Annotated in this window: 17 protein-coding genes; 15 read left to right on the top strand and 2 right to left on the bottom strand. The window is 74.0% G+C overall.

The features are described from left to right. Positions 1–76 precede the first annotated feature (76 nt). The 8 genes from ACE4Q9_RS06595 (at position 77) to ACE4Q9_RS06560 (ending at position 11,605) form a co-directional block, all read left to right on the top strand. Complete coding sequence (locus tag ACE4Q9_RS06595) at positions 77–826, top strand: GntR family transcriptional regulator (protein ID WP_397987140.1); 750 nt, start codon at positions 77–79, stop codon at positions 824–826. A gap of 235 nt (positions 827–1,061) precedes the next feature. Further along, entirely contained in the window at positions 1,062–2,066 is a 1,005-nt protein-coding gene (locus ACE4Q9_RS06590) for a sugar ABC transporter substrate-binding protein (RefSeq protein ID WP_397983273.1), read from the top strand. Further along, positions 2,063–3,112 carry an ABC transporter permease gene (locus tag ACE4Q9_RS06585; RefSeq protein WP_397983272.1) on the top strand — a complete coding sequence of 350 codons (1,050 nt, stop codon included), beginning with the start codon at positions 2,063–2,065 and terminating at the stop codon, positions 3,110–3,112. Before ACE4Q9_RS06590 ends, ACE4Q9_RS06585 begins: the two co-directional genes overlap by 4 nt. A gap of 8 nt (positions 3,113–3,120) precedes the next feature. Beyond that, the gene (locus tag ACE4Q9_RS06580; protein ID WP_397987139.1) at positions 3,121–3,954 is read left to right on the top strand and encodes an ATP-binding cassette domain-containing protein; all 834 of its coding nucleotides are present in this window, start codon (positions 3,121–3,123) and stop codon (positions 3,952–3,954) included. Between the two features lie 106 nt (positions 3,955–4,060). Beyond that, positions 4,061–5,206, top strand: a complete 1,146-nt coding sequence (locus ACE4Q9_RS06575; protein WP_397983271.1) for an ROK family glucokinase — start codon at positions 4,061–4,063, stop codon at positions 5,204–5,206. Then, a complete protein-coding gene (locus ACE4Q9_RS06570) occupies positions 5,203–5,784 on the top strand; it encodes a sugar kinase (RefSeq protein ID WP_397983270.1) in 582 nt (193 codons plus the stop codon). The genes ACE4Q9_RS06575 and ACE4Q9_RS06570 overlap by 4 nt, the downstream gene beginning before the upstream one ends. Positions 5,785–6,284: 500 nt before the next feature. Continuing rightward, entirely contained in the window at positions 6,285–9,137 is a 2,853-nt protein-coding gene (locus ACE4Q9_RS06565; RefSeq protein WP_397983269.1) for an SNF2-related protein, read from the top strand. Continuing rightward, positions 9,134–11,605 (top strand): SWIM zinc finger family protein, encoded by a 2,472-nt coding sequence (locus ACE4Q9_RS06560; protein WP_397983268.1) that lies wholly within the window; start codon positions 9,134–9,136, stop codon positions 11,603–11,605. The genes ACE4Q9_RS06565 and ACE4Q9_RS06560 overlap by 4 nt, the downstream gene beginning before the upstream one ends. 104 nt (positions 11,606–11,709) lie before the next feature. On the opposite strand, the gene ACE4Q9_RS06555 is transcribed toward ACE4Q9_RS06560, so the two are convergent. After that, complete coding sequence (locus ACE4Q9_RS06555) at positions 11,710–12,210, bottom strand: transglycosylase SLT domain-containing protein (protein WP_397983267.1); 501 nt, start codon at positions 12,208–12,210, stop codon at positions 11,710–11,712. A 569-nt stretch (positions 12,211–12,779) separates the two neighbouring features. Between ACE4Q9_RS06555 and ACE4Q9_RS06550 the strand changes: the two genes are divergently transcribed. From ACE4Q9_RS06550 to ACE4Q9_RS06520, 7 genes are all read left to right on the top strand, one after another. Continuing rightward, positions 12,780–13,709 carry a ketopantoate reductase family protein gene (locus ACE4Q9_RS06550; RefSeq protein WP_397983266.1) on the top strand — a complete coding sequence of 310 codons (930 nt, stop codon included), beginning with the start codon at positions 12,780–12,782 and terminating at the stop codon, positions 13,707–13,709. Positions 13,710–14,482: 773 nt separating this feature from the next. Beyond that, a complete protein-coding gene (locus tag ACE4Q9_RS06545; protein ID WP_397983265.1) occupies positions 14,483–16,048 on the top strand; it encodes an ATP-binding protein in 1,566 nt (521 codons plus the stop codon). Beyond that, positions 16,045–16,467: a roadblock/LC7 domain-containing protein gene (locus ACE4Q9_RS06540; protein ID WP_397983264.1), complete on the top strand. Its 423-nt coding sequence runs from the start codon at positions 16,045–16,047 to the stop codon at positions 16,465–16,467. The genes ACE4Q9_RS06545 and ACE4Q9_RS06540 overlap by 4 nt, the downstream gene beginning before the upstream one ends. Next, positions 16,464–16,823 carry a DUF742 domain-containing protein gene (locus ACE4Q9_RS06535; RefSeq protein WP_397983263.1) on the top strand — a complete coding sequence of 120 codons (360 nt, stop codon included), beginning with the start codon at positions 16,464–16,466 and terminating at the stop codon, positions 16,821–16,823. Before ACE4Q9_RS06540 ends, ACE4Q9_RS06535 begins: the two co-directional genes overlap by 4 nt. Next, positions 16,798–17,463: a GTP-binding protein gene (locus ACE4Q9_RS06530; protein WP_397983262.1), complete on the top strand. Its 666-nt coding sequence runs from the start codon at positions 16,798–16,800 to the stop codon at positions 17,461–17,463. The genes ACE4Q9_RS06535 and ACE4Q9_RS06530 overlap by 26 nt, the downstream gene beginning before the upstream one ends. Then, positions 17,460–18,725, top strand: a complete 1,266-nt coding sequence (locus tag ACE4Q9_RS06525) for a cytochrome P450 (RefSeq protein WP_397983261.1) — start codon at positions 17,460–17,462, stop codon at positions 18,723–18,725. The genes ACE4Q9_RS06530 and ACE4Q9_RS06525 overlap by 4 nt, the downstream gene beginning before the upstream one ends. Continuing rightward, complete coding sequence (locus tag ACE4Q9_RS06520) at positions 18,722–19,957, top strand: cytochrome P450 (protein WP_397983260.1); 1,236 nt, start codon at positions 18,722–18,724, stop codon at positions 19,955–19,957. The genes ACE4Q9_RS06525 and ACE4Q9_RS06520 overlap by 4 nt, the downstream gene beginning before the upstream one ends. Here the strand turns inward: ACE4Q9_RS06520 and ACE4Q9_RS06515 are convergent. Next, entirely contained in the window at positions 19,918–21,141 is a 1,224-nt protein-coding gene (locus ACE4Q9_RS06515; RefSeq protein ID WP_397983259.1) for an acyltransferase family protein, read from the bottom strand. The two genes, ACE4Q9_RS06520 and ACE4Q9_RS06515, sit on opposite strands and share 40 nt — an antisense overlap. Positions 21,142–21,194: the final 53 nt, after the last annotated feature.

Here is a 21,194-nt window from a genome sequence, read left to right as displayed (position 1 = left end):
TGTCAGGACAACCGGACTACACGACTTCCCGTCAACTGTGCGCACGGCTACGCTCGGGCCCGTGCCGAAACCAGAAGTGGACCCGACCGTCGCGCTCGAACTCCGCGTGGACCGCGGTTCGCCGGTGCCGTTGTACTTCCAGCTGTCCCAGCAGCTCCAGGCCGCCATCGAGCACGGCGGCCTCACGCCCGGCAGCCTGCTGGGCAACGAGATCGAGCTGGCCGCGCGGCTCGGCCTGTCCCGGCCCACCGTCCGCCAGGCGATCCAGTCCCTGGTCGACAAGGGGCTGCTGGTCCGCCGCCGGGGCGTCGGCACCCAGGTCGTGCACAGCCGCGTCAGGCGCCCGCTGGAGCTGAGCAGCCTCTACGACGACCTGGAGGCGGCGGGCCAGCGCCCCACGACGCGGGTCCTGGTCAACACCGTCGTCCCGGCCTCCCCCGAGATCGCGGCCGCGCTCAGGGTCGCCGAGGGCGGCGACGTCCACCGCGTGGAACGGCTCCGGCTCGCGCACGGCGAGCCGATCGCCTACCTGGTCAATCATCTGCCGACCGGCCTGCTCGACCTGGACACCGCCCAGCTGGAGGCGACCGGCCTGTACCGGCTGCTGCGCGCCGCCGGGATCACCCTGCACAGCGCCCGCCAGTCGATCGGCGCCCGCGGCGCCACCGCCGCGGAGGCCGAACGGCTCGGGGAGACCGGGGGCGCCCCGCTGCTCACCATGTGCCGCACCACCTACGACGACACAGGGCGCGCGGTCGAGTACGGCGACCACACCTACCGGCCGAGCCGCTACGCCTTCGAGTTCCAGCTGCTCGTACGCCCCTGACCGGTCCCTCGTACGGCCTCGGCCGCCTCGGTGCGTTCGTCGCATTGTCCGGACAAGGTGACCGGGATCTCCTCCCCGGCCGACCGCCCGCCGCCCCCGGAGTCCGATACTGAAGTGTTTGGGGCCGGTGCGGTCGCCGTCGGGACACACCGACGGTGAGGTCGCCCGCCCCATCGGCACGTCGGAGCAAGGACAGCTGAGAGTCAGCTGGAGACAGCGAGAAGGGCACGGCCTCGTGGCACGGTTTCGGACCTGGGCAGTCATGGCGCTCGCAGGGGCACTCTCGGTGTCCCTGGCGGGGTGCAGCAGCACCGGCGGGAAGCGGGCCGAGGACGCCCGCAAGGCCGCCGTCGCCCAGGGCAGGTCGGCGGTGAACACCCCCCGCTGGACCTTCGCGATGATCACGCACTCGGGAGACGGCGACACCTTCTGGGACATCGTGCAGAGCGGCGCCAAGCAGGCCGCAGTCAAGGACAACATCAACTTCCTGTACTCGCACGACGACGACGCCCAGCAGCAGGCCCAGCTGGTGGACGCGGCGGTCGACAAGAAGGTCGACGGCATCATCGTCACCCTGGCGAAGCCGGACGCCATGAAGGCCGCCGTCCAGCGCGCCGAGAAGGCCGGCATCCCGGTGATCACGGTCAACTCCGGCTCCGAGGTGTCCAAGGCGTTCGGCGCGCTCACCCACATCGGCCAGGACGAGACCATCGCCGGTGAGGCCGTCGGCGACGAGCTGAACAAGCGCGGCCGGAAGAAGGCCCTGTGCGTGCTGCACGAGCAGGGCAACGTGGGCCACGAGCAGCGCTGCGACGGCGTCGCCAAGACCTTCAAGGGCACGCTCCAGAAGCTCTACGTCAACGGCACGAACATGCCCGACGTGCAGTCCGCCATCGAGGCCAAGCTCCAGGCCGACAAGTCGGTGGACAGCGTCATCACCCTCGGCGCGCCCTACGCCGACACCGCCGTCAAGGCCAAGAACGACGCGGGCAGCAAGGCCGAGGTGGACACCTTCGACCTCAACGCACAGGTCGCGGCCTCGCTGAAGAACGGCACCCTGGGTTTCGCGGTGGACCAGCAGCCGTACCTCCAGGGCTACGAGGCGGTCGACCTGCTGTGGGCCTACAAGTACAACGGCGACGTCCTCGGCGGCGGCAAGCCGGTGCTGACCGGCCCGCAGATCATCACCAAGGACCAGGCGGCCACGCTGGCGCCGTACACCGAGCGGGGCACCCGATGACCGCGGACCAGCAGACCGCCGAGCCGGCGGTCGACGAGCGGCTGCTGCGGACCTCCCCGCTGAAGAAGCTCCTCGCCCGCCCCGAACTGGGCTCGGTCGTCGGCGCCCTCGCCGTCTTCGTCTTCTTCGCCTTCGTCGCCGACGGCTTCCTGCGCGCCCCCAGCCTCAGCACCGTCCTGTACGCCTCCTCGACCATCGGGATCATGGCCGTGCCGGTCGCCCTGCTGATGATCGGCGGCGAGTTCGACCTGTCGGCCGGCGTCCTCGTGACGTCCTCGGCGCTGGTCTCCTCGATGTTCAGCTACCAGATGACGGCGAACACCTGGGTCGGCGTCGGCGTCTCCCTCCTGGTCAGCCTCGCCATCGGCGCCTTCAACGGCTTCATGCTCACCCGCACCAGACTGCCCAGCTTCATCATCACGCTGGGCACCTTCCTGATGCTGTGCGGCATGAACCTCGGCTTCACCAAGCTGATCGACGGCACGGTCTCCACCAAGACCATCGCCGACATGCAGGGCTTCTCCAGCGCCCGCGCCGTCTTCGCCTCGACGGTCACCGTCGGCGGCGTCGACTTCAAGATCACCATCCTGTGGTGGCTCGCCCTGGTCGCCCTCGGCTCCTGGATCCTGCTGCGCACCCGCGTCGGCAACTGGATCTTCGCGGTCGGCGGCAACGAGGACGCGGCCCGCGCGGTCGGCGTGCCGGTGGCCAGGACCAAGATCGGCCTCTACATGGGCGTCGCGTTCGGCGCCTGGATCTCCGGCCAGCACCTGCTGTTCTCCTTCGACGCCGTGCAGTCCGGCGAGGGCGTCGGCAACGAGCTGATCTACATCATCGCGGCCGTCATCGGCGGCTGCCTGATCACCGGCGGCTACGGCAGCGCGGTCGGCTCCGCGGTGGGCGCCCTGATCTTCGGCATGACCAGCAAGGGCATCGTCTTTGCCGAGTGGAACCCCGACTGGTTCAAGTTCTTCCTCGGAGCGATGCTGCTCCTCGCGACCCTGCTCAACGCCTGGGTCCGCAAGCGCGCGGAGGCGACGACATGACGGACGAGATGCCGGCGACACAGACGGACGAGACGGCGACGGCTACGACGGAGGGGACGGCGCCCGCGGCGACGCCCCTGGTCGAGCTGTCCGGCGTCGGCAAGCACTACGGCAACGTCCGCGCCCTGGACGGCGTCTTTCTCCAGGTGCACGCGGGCGAGATCACCTGCGTCCTCGGCGACAACGGCGCGGGCAAGTCCACGCTGATCAAGATGATCGCCGGGCTGCACCAGCACGACGCCGGCACCCTGCGCATCGAGGGCGAGGAGACCCGCCTCGCTTCCCCGCGCGAGGCCCTGGACCGGGGCATCGCCACCGTCTACCAGGACCTGGCCGTCGTGCCCCTGATGCCGGTCTGGCGCAACTTCTTCCTCGGCTCCGAGCCGCGCACGGGCACCGGCCCCTTCAAGCGCCTCGACACCGCCCTGATGCGCCGCACCACCCGCGAGGCGCTGCTGCGCATGGGCATCGACCTACGCGACGTCGACCAGCCCATCGGCACCCTCTCCGGCGGCGAACGCCAGTGCGTGGCCATCGCCCGCGCCGTCCACTTCGGCGCCAAGGTCCTCGTCCTGGACGAGCCGACCGCCGCCCTGGGCGTCAAGCAGTCCGGCGTGGTCCTCAAGTACGTCGCCGCGGCCCGCGACGAGGGCCTGGGCGTCGTCCTGATCACCCACAACCCGCACCACGCGTACCTCGTGGGGGACAGGTTCGTGCTGCTGCGCCGCGGCGCGATGGTGGGCAATCACACACGGGACGAGATCACCCTGGACGAGCTGACCGCGCAGATGGCCGGCGGCTCCGACCTGGACGTCCTGCGCCACGAACTCCAGCGCGACTGAGGGATCGCGGGGGCGCGGCGGTCAACCGGGACACCCCCGCGATCGCCCGCCCGCGGCCCGCGCCCGTACGACACGCTTACCGTCGTTGAGGCACAATCGACCAACGATGAGCACCTACCGCGACCTCACGGCCCCCATCGGCTCCCGCCGTGCCCCCGTCCTGCGCACGGTCGGTACGCGGGAGCGCCGGTCCCATCTGACGGCCCCCCGTGTCCCCACCGTCGGCATCGACATCGGCGGCACCAAGGTGATGGCGGGCGTCGTGGACGCCGACGGCAACATCCTGGAGAAGCTCCGCACGGAGACCCCGGACAAGTCCAAGAGCCCCAAGGTGGTCGAGGACACCATCGTCGAGCTGGTCCTGGACCTCTCCGACCGGCACGACGTGCACGCGGTCGGCATCGGCGCCGCGGGCTGGGTCGACGCGGACCGCAACCGCGTCCTGTTCGCCCCCCACCTGTCCTGGCGCAACGAACCGCTGCGCGACCGGCTCAGCGGTCGCCTCTCCGTGCCGGTGCTCGTGGACAACGACGCCAACACCGCCGCCTGGGCCGAGTGGCGCTTCGGCGCCGGACGCGGCGAGGACCACCTGGTGATGATCACACTGGGAACCGGTATCGGTGGCGCGATCCTGGAGGACGGCCAGGTCAAGCGGGGCAAGTTCGGCGTCGCGGGCGAGTTCGGGCATATGCAGGTCGTGCCCGGCGGCCACCGCTGCCCGTGCGGCAACCGCGGCTGCTGGGAGCAGTACAGCTCCGGGAACGCCCTGGTGCGCGAGGCCCGCGAGCTGGCCCAGGCCGACTCGCCGGTCGCCTACGGCATCATCGAGCACGTCAAGGGCAACATCGGCGACATCACCGGACCGATGATCACCGAGCTGGCCCGCGAGGGCGACGCGATGTGCGTGGAGCTGCTCCAGGACATCGGACAGTGGCTCGGCGTCGGCATCGCCAACCTGGCCGCCGCCCTCGACCCCTCCTGCTTCGTCATCGGCGGCGGCGTCTCGGCCGCCGACGATCTGCTCATCGGCCCCGCCAGGGACGCCTTCAAGCGCCATCTCACCGGCCGCGGCTACCGCCCCGAGGCCCGTATCACCCGCGCCCAGCTCGGCCCCGAGGCCGGCATGGTGGGCGCGGCCGACCTGGCCCGCCTGGTCGCCCGCCGGTTCCGGCGCGCCAAGCGCCGCCGGGTCGAACGGTACGAGCGCTACGAGCGGTACACCCAGGCCCGCCGCGAACGGGACACCGCATGACCACCTCCCTGCCCCGCCAGGCCGCCCCGCCGGAGCCGGCGCGGCGGCCCCCCGAGGACCCCCGGCACAAGGCCCGGCGCCGGGCGCTCACCCTGCTGATCATCGTGCTGCTCATCGGCGTGCCGGCCGGTTATCTGGTGATCTCGGCGAACCAGAGCCGCAACAGCGGCAAGGACAAGGAAGCCAAGTACTCCGCGACGGGCCTCACCGCCGGCTGGCCGTCGAAGGTGCAGCGCCGCCTCTACCAGGTGAACGTCCCGCGCCCGGCCGACCACATCGCCTCGTACGAGACCAACAACTGGAAGACCAGCCGCCTGTACGTGCAGTTCCGCACCAACCCGGCCGGCCTGGACACCTTCCTCCAGTCCATGGGCGCCCGCCGCGACGAGCTGAAGAAGGGCGACATCGCGGTGAGCGCCCGCGACCGCAAGGTCAGCGGCTGGACCTTCGGCGGCTCCGGCTCCTGGTACGGCCTCACCCACACCCAGAAGAACCCGGCCCCCACCCAGGACGTGGTCGTGAACCTGGCCGACCCGGACTTCCCGATGGTGTACGTGGTGTCGAGGACGGTGCCGTAGCGGGGCGGTACGGGCACGGTGACGGGTGGTGCCGGGCCGCGGGTGCGCCAGGCGGCCGGTTCCCGACCGGGGCGCCGGCCTTCCGGGACCGGCGAGCGAGCCGCCGTAGCGTTCCGGGGTGAGCTGTCGCGACGTCCCGGAGCGAGCCGCCGTGGCGTTCCGGGGTGAGCTGTCCTGGCGGGCCTGAGTGAGCCGTTCCGGCCGGCCCCGGAGCCGCTGTGGCGGCCCTGCGCGAGCCTCCCGGCGGTCCCGAGCGGGCATCCGGCGCTTCCGGGCAAGCCGTCGTCGCGGCCCTCGGCCAGCCCTCCCGGCGGTCCCCTCGGCGTGCCGTCCCGGCGGGCCCCGCGCGAGCCGTCGGGACCGGCCCTGGCGCGGTCTCGTGACCGGTTCCGGCCCGGTGTCCGGTCCGGTCCCCGCCCGGTGGCGGGGCCGGTTGTCAGACCCCGCCCGTAGAGTCGGAGACGACTGATCCGATGTGCGGGCGGGAGGTGGCAGAAGGTATGAGCGGTGTGGTGGTGACGGCAGAGCGGGCGGTGGGTCCCGGCGTGCTGTCCGGCGGGGACCCGGTGCCGGTGCGCCTGGCCGCCCTCTACGTGCCCGCGCCGCTGCCGCGCGAGGGCCGCATCGCCTTCTGGGACCCCGCGGGCGAGCCCCTGCCCCCCGCGGCCGCCGACCCCGAGGAGCTGACGGTCGTACGCCGGCACGGCGCGGGAGTGCGCCGCCGGCAGGTACCCGCGCTGGGCCTGCCGCTCGCCGAGGCCCTGCCCCTGCTGGTCCGCGCCCGCCGGGATCCCGCCGCACACCCGGCCACGGCCTGCTGGGGCGCCGCCGCGCTGCACGCCCTGCGGCTCGTCGCCCGCGGGCGGCTGCTGCCCGGCCTCACCCCGAGCGGTCTGGACGCCTGGCGGGCCGGACCCCTGGGGCCCGACGACATCGCCCACCTGCGCGCGATCGCCGCCGCCCTCCCCCCGGAGGGACACGCCGTGCCGCTGCCGGCCCCCGGCCCGCTGCGGCTGCCCGAGCCGGAGGCGCTGGTCCGCTCCTTCCTGGACGCGATCGCCGACACCCTGCCCCGCACCCCCGCCGCCGCCCACGCCCTGGGCCGCCCCTTCGCCGCGCGCGAGCCCCAGCCCCTGCCGGGGGCGCACGCGTGGGCGGCCGAGGTCGCCGCGGGCATGGACGCGGGCGTGCGCATCTCGCTGCGCCTGGACCTGTCCGCGTACGACGCCTTCGACTCCGGCGCGAGCGCGGGCGCCCGCGCTGCCGGAGCGGCGATCGTGCAGGTCCACAGCCTCGCCGACCCCACCCTGGTGACCGACGCGGCGGCCCTGTGGGCGGGCGAGGCCGACACCGCCTTCGGCCCCCGCGCACGCGTCGACGCGGCCCTCGCCGTGCGCCGCGCCGGGCGGGTCTGGCCGCCCCTGGACCGGCTCGCCGAACAGGACGTGCCCGACGTCCTCGCCCTGTCCGAGGAGGAGCTGGGCGACCTGCTCGGCGTCGCCGCGGGCCGGCTGGCCGCCGCCGGGGTCGCCGTGCACTGGCCCCGCGACCTCGCCCGCGACCTCACCGCCACCGCCGAGGTACGGCCCGCGCCCGGCTCCGCGACCGACGGCACCGGCTTCTTCGAGAGCGAGGACCTGCTGCGCTTCCGCTGGCAGCTCGCCCTCGGCGGCGACCCGCTGGACGAGGCCGAGATGGACGCCCTCGCCGAGGCCCACCGCCCCGTCGTACGGCTCCGGGACCGCTGGGTCCTCGTCGACCCCGCCCTCGTCCGCAAGGCGCGCAAGCGTGAACTGGGCCTGCTCGACCCGGTCGACGCGCTGTCCGTGGCGCTCACCGGCACCGCCGAGATCGACGGCGAGCGGGTCGAGGCCGTGCCCGTCGGCGCCCTCGCCGCCCTGCGCGACCGGCTCACCGCGGGCCCGCGCCCCGCCGAGCCGCCCGCCGGGCTCGCCGCCACCCTGCGCGACTACCAGCTGCGCGGCCTCGCCTGGCTCGACCTGATGACCTCCCTCGGCCTCGGCGGCTGCCTCGCCGACGACATGGGCCTCGGCAAGACCGTCACCCTCATCGCCCTGCACCTGAAGCGGGCGCGCGAGGAACCCACCCTCGTGGTCTGCCCCGCCTCCCTGCTGGGCAACTGGCAGCGGGAGATCAACCGGTTCGCCCCCGGCGTCCCCGTCCGCCGCTTCCACGGCACCGAACGCACCCTGGCCGGCCCCGGCGGCGGCTTCGTCCTGACCACGTACGGCACCATGCGCTCCGCCGCGCCCCAACTCGCCGGGCACACCTGGGGAATGGTCGTCGCGGACGAGGCCCAGCATGTGAAGAACCCCTACTCGGCCACCGCCAAGGCGCTGCGCACCATCAAGGCCCCCGCGCGCGTGGCGCTCACCGGCACCCCGGTGGAGAACAACCTCTCCGAGCTGTGGGCCCTGCTCGACTGGACCACCCCCGGACTCCTCGGCCCGCTGAAGTCCTTCCGCGCCCGGCACGCCCGCGCGGTGGAGAACGGCGAGGACCAGGAGGCCGTGGACCGGCTCGCCCGCCTGGTCCGGCCCTTCCTGCTGCGCCGCAAGAAGTCCGACCCCGGCATCGTCCCGGAGCTGCCGCCGAAGACCGAGACCGACCACCCGGTGCCGCTCACCCGCGAACAGGCCGCGCTGTACGAGGCGGTGGTGCGCGAGTCGATGCTGGCCATCGAGACCGCTGAGGGCATCGCCCGCAGGGGCCTGGTCCTGAAGCTGCTCGGCGCGCTGAAGCAGATCTGCGACCATCCGGCGCTGTATCTGAAGGACGACGCGTCCGCTGACCGGCTGGTCCACCGCTCGGGCAAACTCGCCCTGCTGGACGAGCTGTTGGACACGGTCCTCGCCGAGGACGGCTCGGTGCTGGTCTTCACCCAGTACGTCGGCATGGCCCGGCTGATCACCGCCCACCTGTCCGCCCGCGCCGTCCCCGTGGACCTGCTGCACGGCGGCACCCCGGTGCCGGAGCGCGAGCGCATGGTCGACCGTTTCCAGGACGGTGAGACGCCGGTGCTGGTCCTCTCCCTGAAGGCCGCCGGCACCGGCCTCAACCTCACCCGCGCCGGGCATGTCGTGCACTTCGACCGCTGGTGGAACCCGGCCGTCGAGGAACAGGCCACCGACCGCGCCTACCGCATCGGCCAGACCCAGCCCGTCCAGGTCCACCGCCTGGTCACCGAGGGCACGGTCGAGGACCGGATCGCCGAGATGCTCGCCGCGAAACGGGCGCTCGCCGACGCCGTCCTCGGCTCCGGCGAGGCCGCCCTCACCGAGCTGACCGACCGCGAACTGACCGATCTCGTCTCCCTGCGGAGCACCCCATGACCCCCGCCGATCCCGCCCACCCGGCCGACCTCGCCCGCGAGGCCCTGCGGGCGGCGCGGCGCCGGGCGCGGTCCCTGCCGGAGCCGGGGGCGCCCTCGGCGGTGCCGGCCGGCGGGGAGCGAGGTGCCGGTGAACGGCCTTGCCCAACGCCGGCATCGGGGACGACGGGCGGTGACGGTCCGGGGGACCGGTCCGCGGAAGCCGGGCCGGTCGCCGGAAGCGGCGGCGAGGGTCGCGATGCGGGGACGGACCCCGGTGCGGAGGCGGGCCGCGGCGACGACGCCGGGCGGGCGGATGCACCGGGGTTCGACGGCGCCGACGGCCGCGAAAGTGCCGTGGTCCCCGGCGACTCCGAAGCCCGGGGAACCGCCGGGTGCCTCGACGGTCGTACCGACGAGCGCGCCCCGAGGCCCGCCGATGCCGCGAGGGCCGCCCTGCGGGCCGCCGTCACCGACAAGGGCACCGAGCGCGCGGAACAGCGGGCGGAGCAACGGGACGGAACACCCACGCCGGACGCCGAACCGCGCCCCGGCCCCGGGCCTCGCCCGGACGCCGCCCCCCGCCCCGGCGACATCGCCCGAGAAGCACTGCGGGCCGCCCGGCGTGACGCGTTGCGGGCGGAGGCGGAGGCGGAGCGTGCTGGACGGCGTACGGCCGGGCGCTCGTCGCGGGCCGGTGCCGAAGGTGTGATCTCCGCCGCGGGTTCCTCCGAGCCCCCCGCCGACACCTCCCGTGCCGCGCGACTCAAGGCCGCCGGTGAGATGCGGCAGTTCCTCAAGACCGCCTTCCGGATGCCGCCGGAGACCGACGCCGCCCCGGAGACCGGAACGGCCCTGGAGACCGACGCCGCCCCGGAAATCGGCACCGCGCCGGGGGGCGCTTCCGCGCCGGAGCGGTCCGGATCCGCCGGTGCCGCGCCCGCACACTCGGGACCCGAGCCGGCTGGTGCCGCGCCCGCCCATTCCGGTCCCGAGCCCACTGGCACCGCGCCCGGCCGTCCCGGTCCCGAGCCCGTCGGCACCGCGCCGGGGTATGCCCCCGCGCCGGAGTGGTCCGAGCCCGCCGGTGCCGCGCCCGCACACCCGGGGCCCGAGCCCGCCGGTGCCGGGCCCGCCCGTCCCGGAGCCGAGCCCGCCGGCGCCGCCTCCGCACACCCCGAGCCCGAGCCCGCGCCCGCCGTCCCCCATGCGCCCCCGACCATGGCCACGCCGCACCGGGACGGTGAACACCGGCGTACGTTCCCGGCGTTCGCGCCCCGTGGGGAGCGGGCTGGGGAGGGGCCGTTCGCCGGGACCTGGTGGGGCAACGCGTGGGTGGCGGCGCTGGAGCGGAGCGCGCTGGACGCCAAGCGGGTGGCGCGTGGTCGGGGATACGCGGATCAGGGGCACGTGGACGCGATCACCGTCACTCCGGGCTCGGTCCTCGCCTACGTACGGGGCAGCCGGCCCCGCCCGTACCGCGTCCAGGTGCGGGTGCGGACGCTGGCGGACGCCGAGTGGGAGCGGTTCCTGGACGCGGCGGCCGACCGGCCCGGCCATATCGCCGCCCTGCTCGACAAGGAACTGCCGCACTCCCTCGCCGACTGCGGGGTCCCGCTGCTGCCCGGCCCCGGCGATCTCGCCCCGCGGTGCACCTGCCCCGACTCCGGCCACCCCTGCAAACACGCGGCCGCCCTGTGCTACCAGACGGCGCGGCTGCTCGACGCCGACCCCTTCGTGCTGCTGCTCCTGCGCGGCCGGGGCGAGCGGGAGCTGCTCGACGCGCTGTCCCGGCGCAGCGCCGCGCGCGCGGCCCGCGACGGACAGGGCAGGGCGTCCGCGTCCCTGCCCGGCATACGCGCCACGGAGGCCCTCGCCCCGCGCGACCTACCCCCGCTGCCCCCGCCCGCGCCGGTCCCCGCGCATCCCGAGCAGCCCCCGGCGTATCCCGCCGCGCCCGGCGGGCCGGACCCGTTCGCGCTGGACCAGCTGGCGACCGACGCCGCCGCCCGCGCGCAGGCGCTGCTCGCCACCGGACGCGACCCGGTCGGCGACCTGTCGCTGTGGCAGGACGCGGTACGGCTCGCCGCGGCCCGGCCCGGCTCCGGACTGACCGCGACGACCCGTGCGCTCTACGCGACCCTCGCGCGGGCCACCGACCGCACCCCGGCCGACCTCGCGCGGGCGGTCGCCGCCTGGCGGCAGGGCGGGGCGGAGGGGCTGGCCGTCCTGGAGGAGCCGTGGGACCCGCCGGCCGGCCGCTTCGACCGGGCCCGGCCGCTGCTGCTCGCCGCCGACCTGCCCGCCTTCCGGCCCTGGCGCAACCGGCTCACCCATCCGCTCGGCCATGTGCAGCTCCGGCTGGGCCGCGACGGACTGTGGTACGTCTACGAGTCCGAGCCCGGCGAGGAAGACTGGTGGCCCCGCGGCACCCCCGATCTGGACCCGGTCGGCGCGCTCACCGGACTCGGCGCCCTGGACGGCACCTGAGCGAACGTTCCGCGGCGCATGGAAAAGGCCGGTGCCGGCAGCGTGGGAGCTGCCGGCACCGGCCTTCGGCGCGGGGACCGCGTGGATCAGTGCGACCAGTGCGATCAGTACGCCGAGTTGACGTTGTCGATCGAACCGTAGCGGTGGGCGGCGTAGTTGGCCGCGGCGGTGATGTTCGCCACCGGGTCGGTGATGTTCTGCGCGGTACCGGCGACGTGGTACGCGTTGAAGGTGGGGGAGATCACCTGGAGCAGGCCCTTGGAGGGGACGCCGTTCTTGGCGTTGACGTCCCAGTTGTTCTGGGCGTTCGGGTTGCCGCCGGACTCACGCATGATGTTGCGCTTCAGACCGTCGTAGCTGCCGGGGATGCCCTTGGCCTTCATGATGGCGAGGGACTGCTTGATCCAGCCGTCGAGGTTGTTGCCGGAGCCCGCCTTGGTGGCGGTGGTGTGCGAGGCCTTGACCACAGAGGCGTGCACCTGGGGCATCTCGGCGGCCTGCGCGTTGGTCGGCACCAGGGTCAGGGCCGCGGCAGCGGCTCCGGTGGCGGCGAGACCGGTGACGGCGAGGCGGGCGATGCGGGTGCGGGTGGTGGCCATGGTCATGCGTGAACTCTTCCTCTGGGGGACAAGGTCGTGCCTGCCGCGATGACCGCGGTGGCGGTGGGGCGGTGTGCCCCGCGCTGCGGGTGGGACCGGGCGAATGGTTCCGGCGGAGATCCGCTCGGTCCGGCCCGTTGCTTCCCGGCAACGACAGCAATGGTTAGCCGGGGCCGAAGTGCTTGGCAAGGATGTGACGTACTACCCAACTTCGGAGCAATGCCCGTTATATACCGATATGGCGCTGTCCATGCAGCTCAGGGCGTTCCGTCTCTACGGCCCGGCCTAGGACGTGATCTGGCTCCTATGGGTGGCGTCACAGGATCGGGCCCCAAAACGGCCCGGAACGGGCCCGATCCGGGGGAGGGGCGTCGGCGCCGAGGGGTGCCGCAGGGCGTGTCATCCGGGGACGGCGCGTAAGAGAGTCGTGACGCGCTGTGTGAAAGCCGGGGCTTCGCCAAGGGTCACCGGCGATCGCCGGGCTTGACGGGGGCCCCGGCCCAAACTGATGATCTTGCCGGACATCCTGACGTTCCCCCGTCGCAGCCGCGACCCAAGGAGAGGGCACCCCTTCTGTGGACACCGCGCCGGACGCCGTACCCACAACGCCCTGGACCATCGCCGTGCTGGGCCCCGGAGGCGTCGGCGGCCTTCTCGCGGCCCTGCTCTCCCGTGCCGGACACCGGGTGACCTGCCTGGCGGGCGAGGACACCGCGCGGACGCTGGCCAGGGACGGCATCCGGGTGTCCAGCGGGGAGCACGGCGACTTCACCGCCCGCGTGGAAGCCGACACCGAACTGCGCGAACCCGCGGACCTGTGCCTGGTCACCGTCAAGCACACCGCGCTGGACGCGGCCCTCGACCGGCTCCCGGCCCGGTTCACGCGGGGCTTCGTGCTGCCGCTGCTCAACGGCGTCGAGCACGTCGCCGCGCTGCGGGAGCGGTACGGCGCGCAGCGGATCGTACCGGCCGTGATCCGGGTCGAGTCCACCCGTACCGGCGCGGGCGTCATCGAGCACGGCAGCCCCTTCACCGAGATCGATGTGGCCGGCGCGGACGAGGCCCGGCTCGCGCCGCTGGCCGCCGTGCTGGACGGCGCCGGGATCACGACGCGCACCGTCGCGGACGAGAACGCCGCCCTCTGGGCGAAGCTGGCCTTCCTCGCGCCCTTCGCCCTGCTCACGACGCGCTACGGGCTGCCGATCGGCGGCATCCGGGAGGAGCACTCGAAGGAGCTGGCGGCACTGGTCGAGGAGACCACCGCGGTGAGCCGGGCCTGCGGCGGACCGGGCGACGCCGCCCGGATCCTGGCGCGCTACGACGCCTTCCCCCCGCAAAGCAAGTCCTCCATGCTGCGCGACGCGGAGGCCGGCCGGGCGCTGGAGCTGGACGCGATCGGAGGCGCCGTACTGCGGGCGGCCGAGCGTCACGGCATCGAGGTGCCCCTCGCCACCCGGCTGGTCACGGAACTGTCCAACGGCACGACGGCGGCCCCCTCCGCCTGACCGGCGGGGGCGGCAGGCGCAGCGGCGGTCCCCTCCGTCTGGCCGGTGGGGGGCGGCAGGTGCGGCGGTGGTTCCCCTTGCGTCTGGCTGGCGGGGCGTGGCAGGTGCGGCGGTGGCCCCTTCCGTCTGGCTGGCGGGGCGTGGCAGGTGCGGCGGTGGTCCCTTCCGTCTGGCTGGCGGGGGGCGGCAGGCGCGACGGCGGTCCCCTTCCGTCTGGCCGGTGGGGCGCGGCAGGCGCGACGGCGGTTCCCCTCCGTCTGGCCGGCGGGGCGCGGCAGGTGCGGCGGTGGCCCCTTCCGTCTGGTTGGTGGGGCGCGGCACGCCCGGCGGTGGTCCCCCTCCGCCTGTGACCGGCGGCGCGCGCGGTGGCGCGGCTCATGGACGCCTCCCGGCCGGCCCGCGCGTCGAGGTGCGCGCTCACCGTGCCGGCGAAGGCGTGCGCCGAAGGGGACAGCGCCGACCACCGGCCCCCGGCCGACCTCCAGCGGCGCCAGTCCGCCCACCGCACCCCGACCACCGAGCCGGCGCCTTTCCTCGCGAACCTCCCGAGCGCGAGCGTCCCGAAGTCCATTTCGGCCACGGATCGGGCGATGAGCGGCTGTCAAATGGGCAAAAGCGCGCGGAAGTCAGACAAATGCCAGGTGCAACCGACGGCGAACAGTGTGTAGTTTGCCAACTACTTGCACGGAAGCCCCTCACCCGGACGCCCGTCCCACGCCCCACCACGCCCACTCCACGCCCAGACGTATCCGAGATCCCCGAGGTCCCCATCCATGATCGAGATACCGGAGCTGGCCTTCGGCGGCCTGGCCGCCGGGACGGTGTCGGCACTAGCTCTGGGCAGCGGCCTCTGGCGCTCCCGGCGCGAACGCGCCCGGCTGCGGCAGGAGATGACCGGCCTGCGGCACCAAGCCGAGCAACTGGCCCGCGCCGGCGCCGAGGAGGCCGAACGGATCCGGCAGGCGTTCGCCACGGAGCTGGAGCACCTGGTCACCCGCCGCATGCCGACCGAGGCGTCCCGCACCGCGCACCCGCACGTACCGGTGCCCGGCCCGCTCGGCCCCGAGGGCGCGGCGATGGAGCCGGTACTGGAGGCCCTGCGCGCCGCGGTCCTCCAGGAGCGCAAGCGGGTCGACGCCGCCGCACGCGCCGGCATGCGCGGCACCACCCGCGAGATCCAGGCGAGCCTCTACCGCCTCCAGGACATCCTGCACGGCCTCCAGCAGCGGTACGACGAACCGGAGTTGGCGCAGGACCTCTACCGCCTGGACCACGAGAACGAGCAGTCGCTGCGCCGCGCCCAGGTCGCCGCGGTGGTCTGCGGGGCCTGGGTCGGCCTGGCCCGCGAGGAGTCGCACGTCGTGGACGCCGTCACCGGCGGACAGGCCCGGCTGGCCGGCTACCGGCGGGTCAAGCTGCACAACCACCTGGAGCCCGGTACCGCGCTGGTCTCGCACGCCGTGGAGCCCGTCGCGATCATCGCCGCCGAACTCCTCGACAACGCGCTGCGGCACTCCTCCCCGGACACCTCCGTCGTGGTCAACCTCGAACACGTCCACAACGGTGTCACCGTGACCGTGGACGACGCGGGCGTCGGCATGGCGCCCGACGAACGGGCCGCCGCGCAGCGGGTGGTCGCGGGCACCGACCCGATCATGTTCTCCGACCTGGGCGACCCGCCCCGGATGGGCCTCGCGGCGATCGGCCAGCTCACCCGGCAGTTCGACCTCTCGGTGGACCTGTCCACGCCGTCCCCGTACGGGGGCGTACGGGCGGTCCTGCTGGTCCACAAGCACCTGCTGAGCCACATCGACCCCGCGCTGCGCCCCGCCGCCGCGAGCACCTCGCCCTCCACCCGCACCGGAGAGGTGCCCCGGCCGGAACCGTTCGCCGAACTCGCCGGGCACCCCGAACACGCCCACGCGTCCGCCCCGGAGGAACCCGCGCCCGGCCCGGAGCCGGTGCGCGCGTCCCGCCCCGAGGCCGCCGGAACCGAGACCAGGACCGGGACCACGGCCGGGACCAGGACCGGGACCACGGCCGGAACCGAGACCGATCCCGCCACCGCCCGCCCGACCCCCGCTTCCGACCACCCCGCGCCCGGCTCCGGCCACCCCGCGCCCGGCTCCGGCCACCCCGCCCCCGGTCCCGACGAACTCCCCCGCCGGCGCCGTCGTCAGGTCTCGCCGGACCAGGCGGCGATGATCCGGCCGAGCGCGGCCGGGACCGCCGCCCCCGCCCGCTCGCCCGAGGAGACCGCCGCGGCCCTCGGCGCCCTGCAGTCGGCTACCGCCGCTGCCCGTGATGCAGCTCGACCCGAAGGGACCGCCTCCCGATGACCAACCGCGACACCGGTGACACAGCGTGGGTTCTCGACCCGATCCTCGAAGTCCCGCATGTGCAGGCCGCCGTCCTGCTCACCAGGGACGGCCTGATATCCGGCTACTCGGAGGCGCTCACCCAGGAGTCGGCCGAGCGGGTCGCCGCGATCACCTCCACCGTGCAGGGCGCCTGCCGCACCGCCGCCGCCGCGTTCGCGGACATGCCCGCCGCCCAGCTGCGGCAGGTCGTGATCGAGTCCGACCACGGCTACATCCTGGTCGCCCCCACCGACCACGGCACCTGCGTGGCCGCGTACGGCGACCCGGAGGTCCGGCTCGACCTGCTCGGCCACCGCGTGCACTCCCAGGTGGCGCGGCTCGGCGAGAAGGCGATGGCCGCGGCACCCCGCGCGGCCGAGGGCGGCGCTTTGCTGTGAACGGCCACCGGTCCGGCCGTCCGCTGGTGCCCGCCTACCTCTCCACCTCGGGGGTGGCCCGGCCCAGCCGCAACAGCCTGGAGCGCCTGTCGGTGCTCACCTCCGCCGCCGGGCCGGTCTTCGGCGACCTGCCCGCGGCCCAGCACGCGCTGCTCCAGTCGCTGGAGGGCGGCTCCCTGACGGTCGTGGAGGCGGCGGCGCTGCTGCGGCTGCCGGTCTCCGCCATCCGGGTCCTCGCCGCCGCCCTGATCGACCAGGGTCTGGTGACGGCCCGCCCGCCCGTCCCGCCCGCCGCCCAGCCCGATCACGATCTGCTGAAGAGAGTCGCCGATGGCCTCCGCGCCCTCAAGCTCTGAACCCCTCCCGGCCGCGAACCGGACCGCCGACTTTGGTGTCCGGGCCGGGGAACTCCACCTTCCCGCCGCGGCACGGGAGTTGGTGAAGATCGTCGTCGTCGGCCCGTTCGGCGTCGGCAAGACCACCCTGATCGACGCGGTCTCCGAGATCCGCCCCCTGCACACCGAGGAACACCTCACGCAGGCGTCCACCGCCGTCGACGACCTCGACGGGGTGCGGGACAAGCGGACCACCACCGTCGCCATCGACTTCGGCCGGATCACCCTCGGCGGGGAGACCGTCCTCTACCTGTTCGGCACGCCGGGACAGGAACGCTTCCGCGCGCTGTGGGCGGACATCGCCTACGGGGCGCTCGGCGCGCTCGTCCTCGTGGACAGCCGCCGCCTCGACGCCTCCTTCGACGTCCTCGGGCTGGTCGAGGAGTCGGGGCTGACCTATGCGGTCGCCGTCAACACCTTCCCGGATTCCCGCCGTTACCCCGAGGAGCAGCTGCGGGAGTCCCTCGACCTGGCACCGGAGACCCCGCTGGTGGAGTGCGACGCGCGGGACCGCAACTCCTCCGTGGACGCGCTGCTCGCCCTCGTGGAGCACCTGATCGACCTGAACGCCCGTGCGGTGGCCGGGGAGGTGCGCTCATGACGGCGTACCCCGCCCCCGCGGAGACCTTCGACCGCTCCACCCCGGTACGGCTGTGGGAGGACGGGTTCGCCGTCGACCCGCGCCGCTACTACGAGGCGCTGCGCGCCCAGGGCCCGGTCGGCTGGGCCGAACTCGCGCCGGGCGTACCGGCGTACGTGGTCACCGACCGCCGGGCCGCGCTCGACATGCTGCACGACGACGCGACCTGGTCCCGCGACCCGCGCCCCTGGCAGGCGACGGTCCCCGAGGACCTGCCGATCCTCGGCATGATGCGCTGGCGGCCCAACACCCTCTTCTCCGACGGCGCCGAGCACGTGCGCTACCGCACCGCCCTGCTCCAGGCCTTCGATCTGGTCGAGCCGCACGACCTGCGCGAACGGGTGCTGCGGGCGGTGCACCTGCTGGTCTCCCGGTTCGGCCCGCGCGGCGAGGCGGACCTGGTGAACGACTTCGCCCGCCCGCTGATGACGCTGGTCTTCAACAGCCTCTTCGGCTTCCCCGAGGGCGAGGCCGACCGCCTCAACGACGCGCTGGGCGCGCTGATGGAGGGCGGCGAGGCGTCCGCCCAGGGCGAGGCCGAGTACGGCAGGTACGTCATGGACCTGATCGCCGCCAAGACGGCGAAACGCGGCGACGACCTCACCAGCCGGCTGCTCGACCACCCGCTGGGCCTCACCCCCGAGGAGGTCACCTGGCAGGTCTTCCTCACCCTCGGCGCGGGCCACGAACCGTCCACCAACCTGGTCAGCAACGCGCTCTCCCGCATCCTCGGCAACCCGGCGTACTACTCCACCCTCACCAGCGGTTCGCGCACCGTGCGCGACGCGGTCCTCGAGGTGCTGCGCTACGAGACCCCGCTCACCAACTACGGGGTGCTGTACGCCCGCAAGTCGCTCAGCTTCCACGGCGCGTGGGTGCGGGCCGCGGTGCCCGTCGTCGTGTCGTACGGCGCCCTCGCGCTGTTCGCGGACGAGGAGCACGGCGGTGCGCACCACCCGCGGGACGCCTCCCACCTCTCCTTCGGCGCGGGCCCGCACACCTGCCCGGTCAAGCACGAGGGGCTGCTGATCGCCACGGAGGCCATCGAACGGCTCACCCAGTGGCTGCCCGACATGGCGCCCACCGTGCCCCGCGACCGGCTGACCTGGCGGCCGGGCCCCTTCCACCGCTCCCTGGTCTCCCTGCCGGTCCGGTTCACCCCCTGCACCCCCGACCGTCCCGCCGCCGACCCCTCGTCCTCCCAGACTGGAGCCCGAGCATGACCACTACGCCCACCCGCGTCCCCATCGACCCGTTCGGGTCCGACATCGTCGCGGAGAGCGCCCGGCTGCGCGCCCTGGGCCCCGTCGTCCCCGTGGAGCTGCCCGGCGGCATCCCGGCCTGGGCGCCCACCGGGTACGACGCGCTGCGCACCCTGATCCTCGACCCGCGGGTCAGCAAGGACCCGCGCAAGCACTGGCGGTTGTGGCCCGAGGTCGGTGAACACCCGGAGTGGGGCTGGGTGCTGGGCTGGATCGGCGTGGTCAACATGCTCTCCACCTACGGCTCCGACCACACCCGGCTGCGCCGCCTGGTCGCGCCCAGCTTCACCGCCCGGCGCACCGAGGCCCTGCGCGGCCGGGTCGATGCCGTCGCCGCCGAACTCCTCGACACGATGGCCGAGTCGGGGGCGGACGGTGCCGTCGTCGACCTGAAAGAGGCGTTCGCGCAGCCGCTGCCGATGCAGATCATCTGCGAGCTGTTCGGGGTGCCCGACCACCTGCGGCAGAGCGTGGGGGAGCTGGTCGCGGCGATCATGGACACCACCGACCAGAGCCCCGAGCACGCGGCCTTCGTACAGCAGCAGATCGGCACGGTGATCCCCGCGCAGATCGCCTACCGCGCCGAGCATCCGGGCGACGACCTGACCACCGAGCTGATCCGGGTCCGCGACGAGGAGGGCGACCGGCTCAGCGAGGAGGAGCTGCTGTTCACGCTCCTGCTGGTCATCGGCGCCGGTTTCGAGACGACGGTGAACCTGATCGCCAACGCGGTGGTCGAGCTGCTGACCCACCCCGAGCAGCTCGCCGCTGTCCGGGCGGGCGCCCTCGACTGGGACCAGGTCATCGACGAGGTGCTGCGGGTGCGGCCCTCCATCGCCGCTCTCCCGCTGCGGTTCGCCGTCACCGATGTCACCGTGGACGGCGTCACCATCCCCGCGGGCGACGCGATCCTCACCACCTTCGGCGCGGCCGGCACGGACCCGGCGCACTACGGGGAGACCGCCGAGGCGTTCGACGCCGCGCGCGCCGCCGACGACCACCTCTCCTTCGGCATCGGGGTGCACCGCTGCATCGGCGCCCCGCTGGCCCGGATGGAGGCCCGCACCGCCCTGTCCGCCCTGTTCGACCGCTTTCCCCGCCTGGCCCCCGCCTTCACGCCCGGCGAGCTGAAGCAGGTCCCGTCCTTCATCGCCTACGGCTGGCAGACGGTTCCGGTACGACTGGACGGCTGACGCACCGCCGGGTCCGGTGGGGGAGCGGGGCGCCCCACCGGATCGTGCGCGGCGTCGAAGTCGGCCGTGAGGTGGCGGCGCAGCCAGGCGCCGAGTCTGCGGTCCACCAGGTGGTTGAGCGCGGCCGACAGGGCGAGCGAGAAGCACAGCCCGAGGACTATGGCGGGGACCAGGCCGAGCGCGGGCACCGCCTTGAGCAGCCCGCGCACGACCGGTATGCCCAGGCTCTGGTGGACCAGGTAGAAGGGGTAGGTCAGGGCGCCCGCGTAGACCAGCGCGCGCCAGCGCAGCCGGCCGAGGGGACCGGGTCCGGACAGGGCGAGCAGCAGCAGGAAGACCGTGAGGATCGCGGCGCACACGCCCCAGCCGGGCGTCCCGCCGCGGGCCGCGGGGGCGGCGTGCGCGGCGACCCGGTCGCCCAGCAGGGTCAGCGTGTAGCACCAGGCGAACCCGGTGAGCAGCCACAGCAGCAGGTTCGGGCCGAAGCGGTGCATCAGGTAGAGGGCCATGCCCGCGACGAACAGCCCGGCGTACTGGGTGAGCAGGAACTCGTTCAGCACGGCGGAGTGCAGTTCGCGGCCGATGGCGGCGAGGGTCAGCCACAGCAGGCAGAAGGCGATGGTGCGGCGGTAGGTGAGGCCGATCAGCAGGAGCACCGCCATCAGCAGGTAGAACCGGGCCTCGACCCACAGCGTCCAGGCGACCCCGTCGGTGGTCCGCAGCCCGAGCGGTCCGGGCAGCATGGTCAGGTTGCCGAGGGTGGTGCGCAGGTCGGTGGGTGCTCCGGGCCGCTGTCCGGCGAGCCGGGCGATCCAGGCGACGACGACGATGGCGAGGACGACCGTCCAGTAGAGCGGGAAGAGGCGGGCGATCCGGGAGACCGCGAACTGCGTGGGGGTGCGTCCCCAGCAGCTCATGCAGATGGCGAACCCGCTGATCAGGAAGAACGCCTCCACACCGAGCCAGCCGTACCGGCTCAGCGCGTGCAGCACGGGGGCGGTCCGGGTCAGGTCGTAGCTGCCCCAGAAGTGCGGGGTGGGGGTGCCGAGGTAGTGGTAGGCGGCCACACCGGCCGCCGCGAGCAGGCGCAGGGCGTCCACGGCGGCGAGCCGGCCGCCGCCCGCCCCGCCTCTGCTTCGTGCGGCCGGCGGCGGGAGCGGGACGGGGACAGCGGTGACGGACATGGTGAAGGTGTCCTCCAACGGGTGTGCTGCTGCATCGGGAAGGTGGCCGCGGA

The organism is Streptomyces sp. AM6-12 (genome assembly GCF_044327085.1).
GTDB lineage: Bacteria > Actinomycetota > Actinomycetes > Streptomycetales > Streptomycetaceae > Streptomyces.
The sequence above is the reverse complement of the archived record's forward strand: the minus strand, read 5'-3'. Positions and strand labels throughout refer to the sequence as shown.

What these genes read in the sequence shown, in the direction of transcription:
- ACE4Q9_RS06585 (WP_397983272.1), top strand. Translation starts at nt 2,063, where the DNA reads ATGACCGCGGACCAGCAGACCGCCGAGCCGGCGGTCGACGAGCGGCTG.
- ACE4Q9_RS06580 (WP_397987139.1), top strand. Translation starts at nt 3,121, where the DNA reads ATGCCGGCGACACAGACGGACGAGACGGCGACGGCTACGACGGAGGGG.
- ACE4Q9_RS06575 (WP_397983271.1), top strand. Translation starts at nt 4,061, where the DNA reads ATGAGCACCTACCGCGACCTCACGGCCCCCATCGGCTCCCGCCGTGCC.
- ACE4Q9_RS06570 (WP_397983270.1), top strand. Translation starts at nt 5,203, where the DNA reads ATGACCACCTCCCTGCCCCGCCAGGCCGCCCCGCCGGAGCCGGCGCGG.
- ACE4Q9_RS06565 (WP_397983269.1), top strand. Translation starts at nt 6,285, where the DNA reads ATGAGCGGTGTGGTGGTGACGGCAGAGCGGGCGGTGGGTCCCGGCGTG.
- ACE4Q9_RS06560 (WP_397983268.1), top strand. Translation starts at nt 9,134, where the DNA reads ATGACCCCCGCCGATCCCGCCCACCCGGCCGACCTCGCCCGCGAGGCC.
- ACE4Q9_RS06555 (WP_397983267.1), bottom strand. Translation starts at nt 12,210, where the DNA reads ATGACCATGGCCACCACCCGCACCCGCATCGCCCGCCTCGCCGTCACC.
- ACE4Q9_RS06545 (WP_397983265.1), top strand. Translation starts at nt 14,483, where the DNA reads ATGATCGAGATACCGGAGCTGGCCTTCGGCGGCCTGGCCGCCGGGACG.
- ACE4Q9_RS06540 (WP_397983264.1), top strand. Translation starts at nt 16,045, where the DNA reads ATGACCAACCGCGACACCGGTGACACAGCGTGGGTTCTCGACCCGATC.
- ACE4Q9_RS06530 (WP_397983262.1), top strand. Translation starts at nt 16,798, where the DNA reads ATGGCCTCCGCGCCCTCAAGCTCTGAACCCCTCCCGGCCGCGAACCGG.
- ACE4Q9_RS06525 (WP_397983261.1), top strand. Translation starts at nt 17,460, where the DNA reads ATGACGGCGTACCCCGCCCCCGCGGAGACCTTCGACCGCTCCACCCCG.
- ACE4Q9_RS06520 (WP_397983260.1), top strand. Translation starts at nt 18,722, where the DNA reads ATGACCACTACGCCCACCCGCGTCCCCATCGACCCGTTCGGGTCCGAC.
- ACE4Q9_RS06515 (WP_397983259.1), bottom strand. Translation starts at nt 21,141, where the DNA reads ATGTCCGTCACCGCTGTCCCCGTCCCGCTCCCGCCGCCGGCCGCACGA.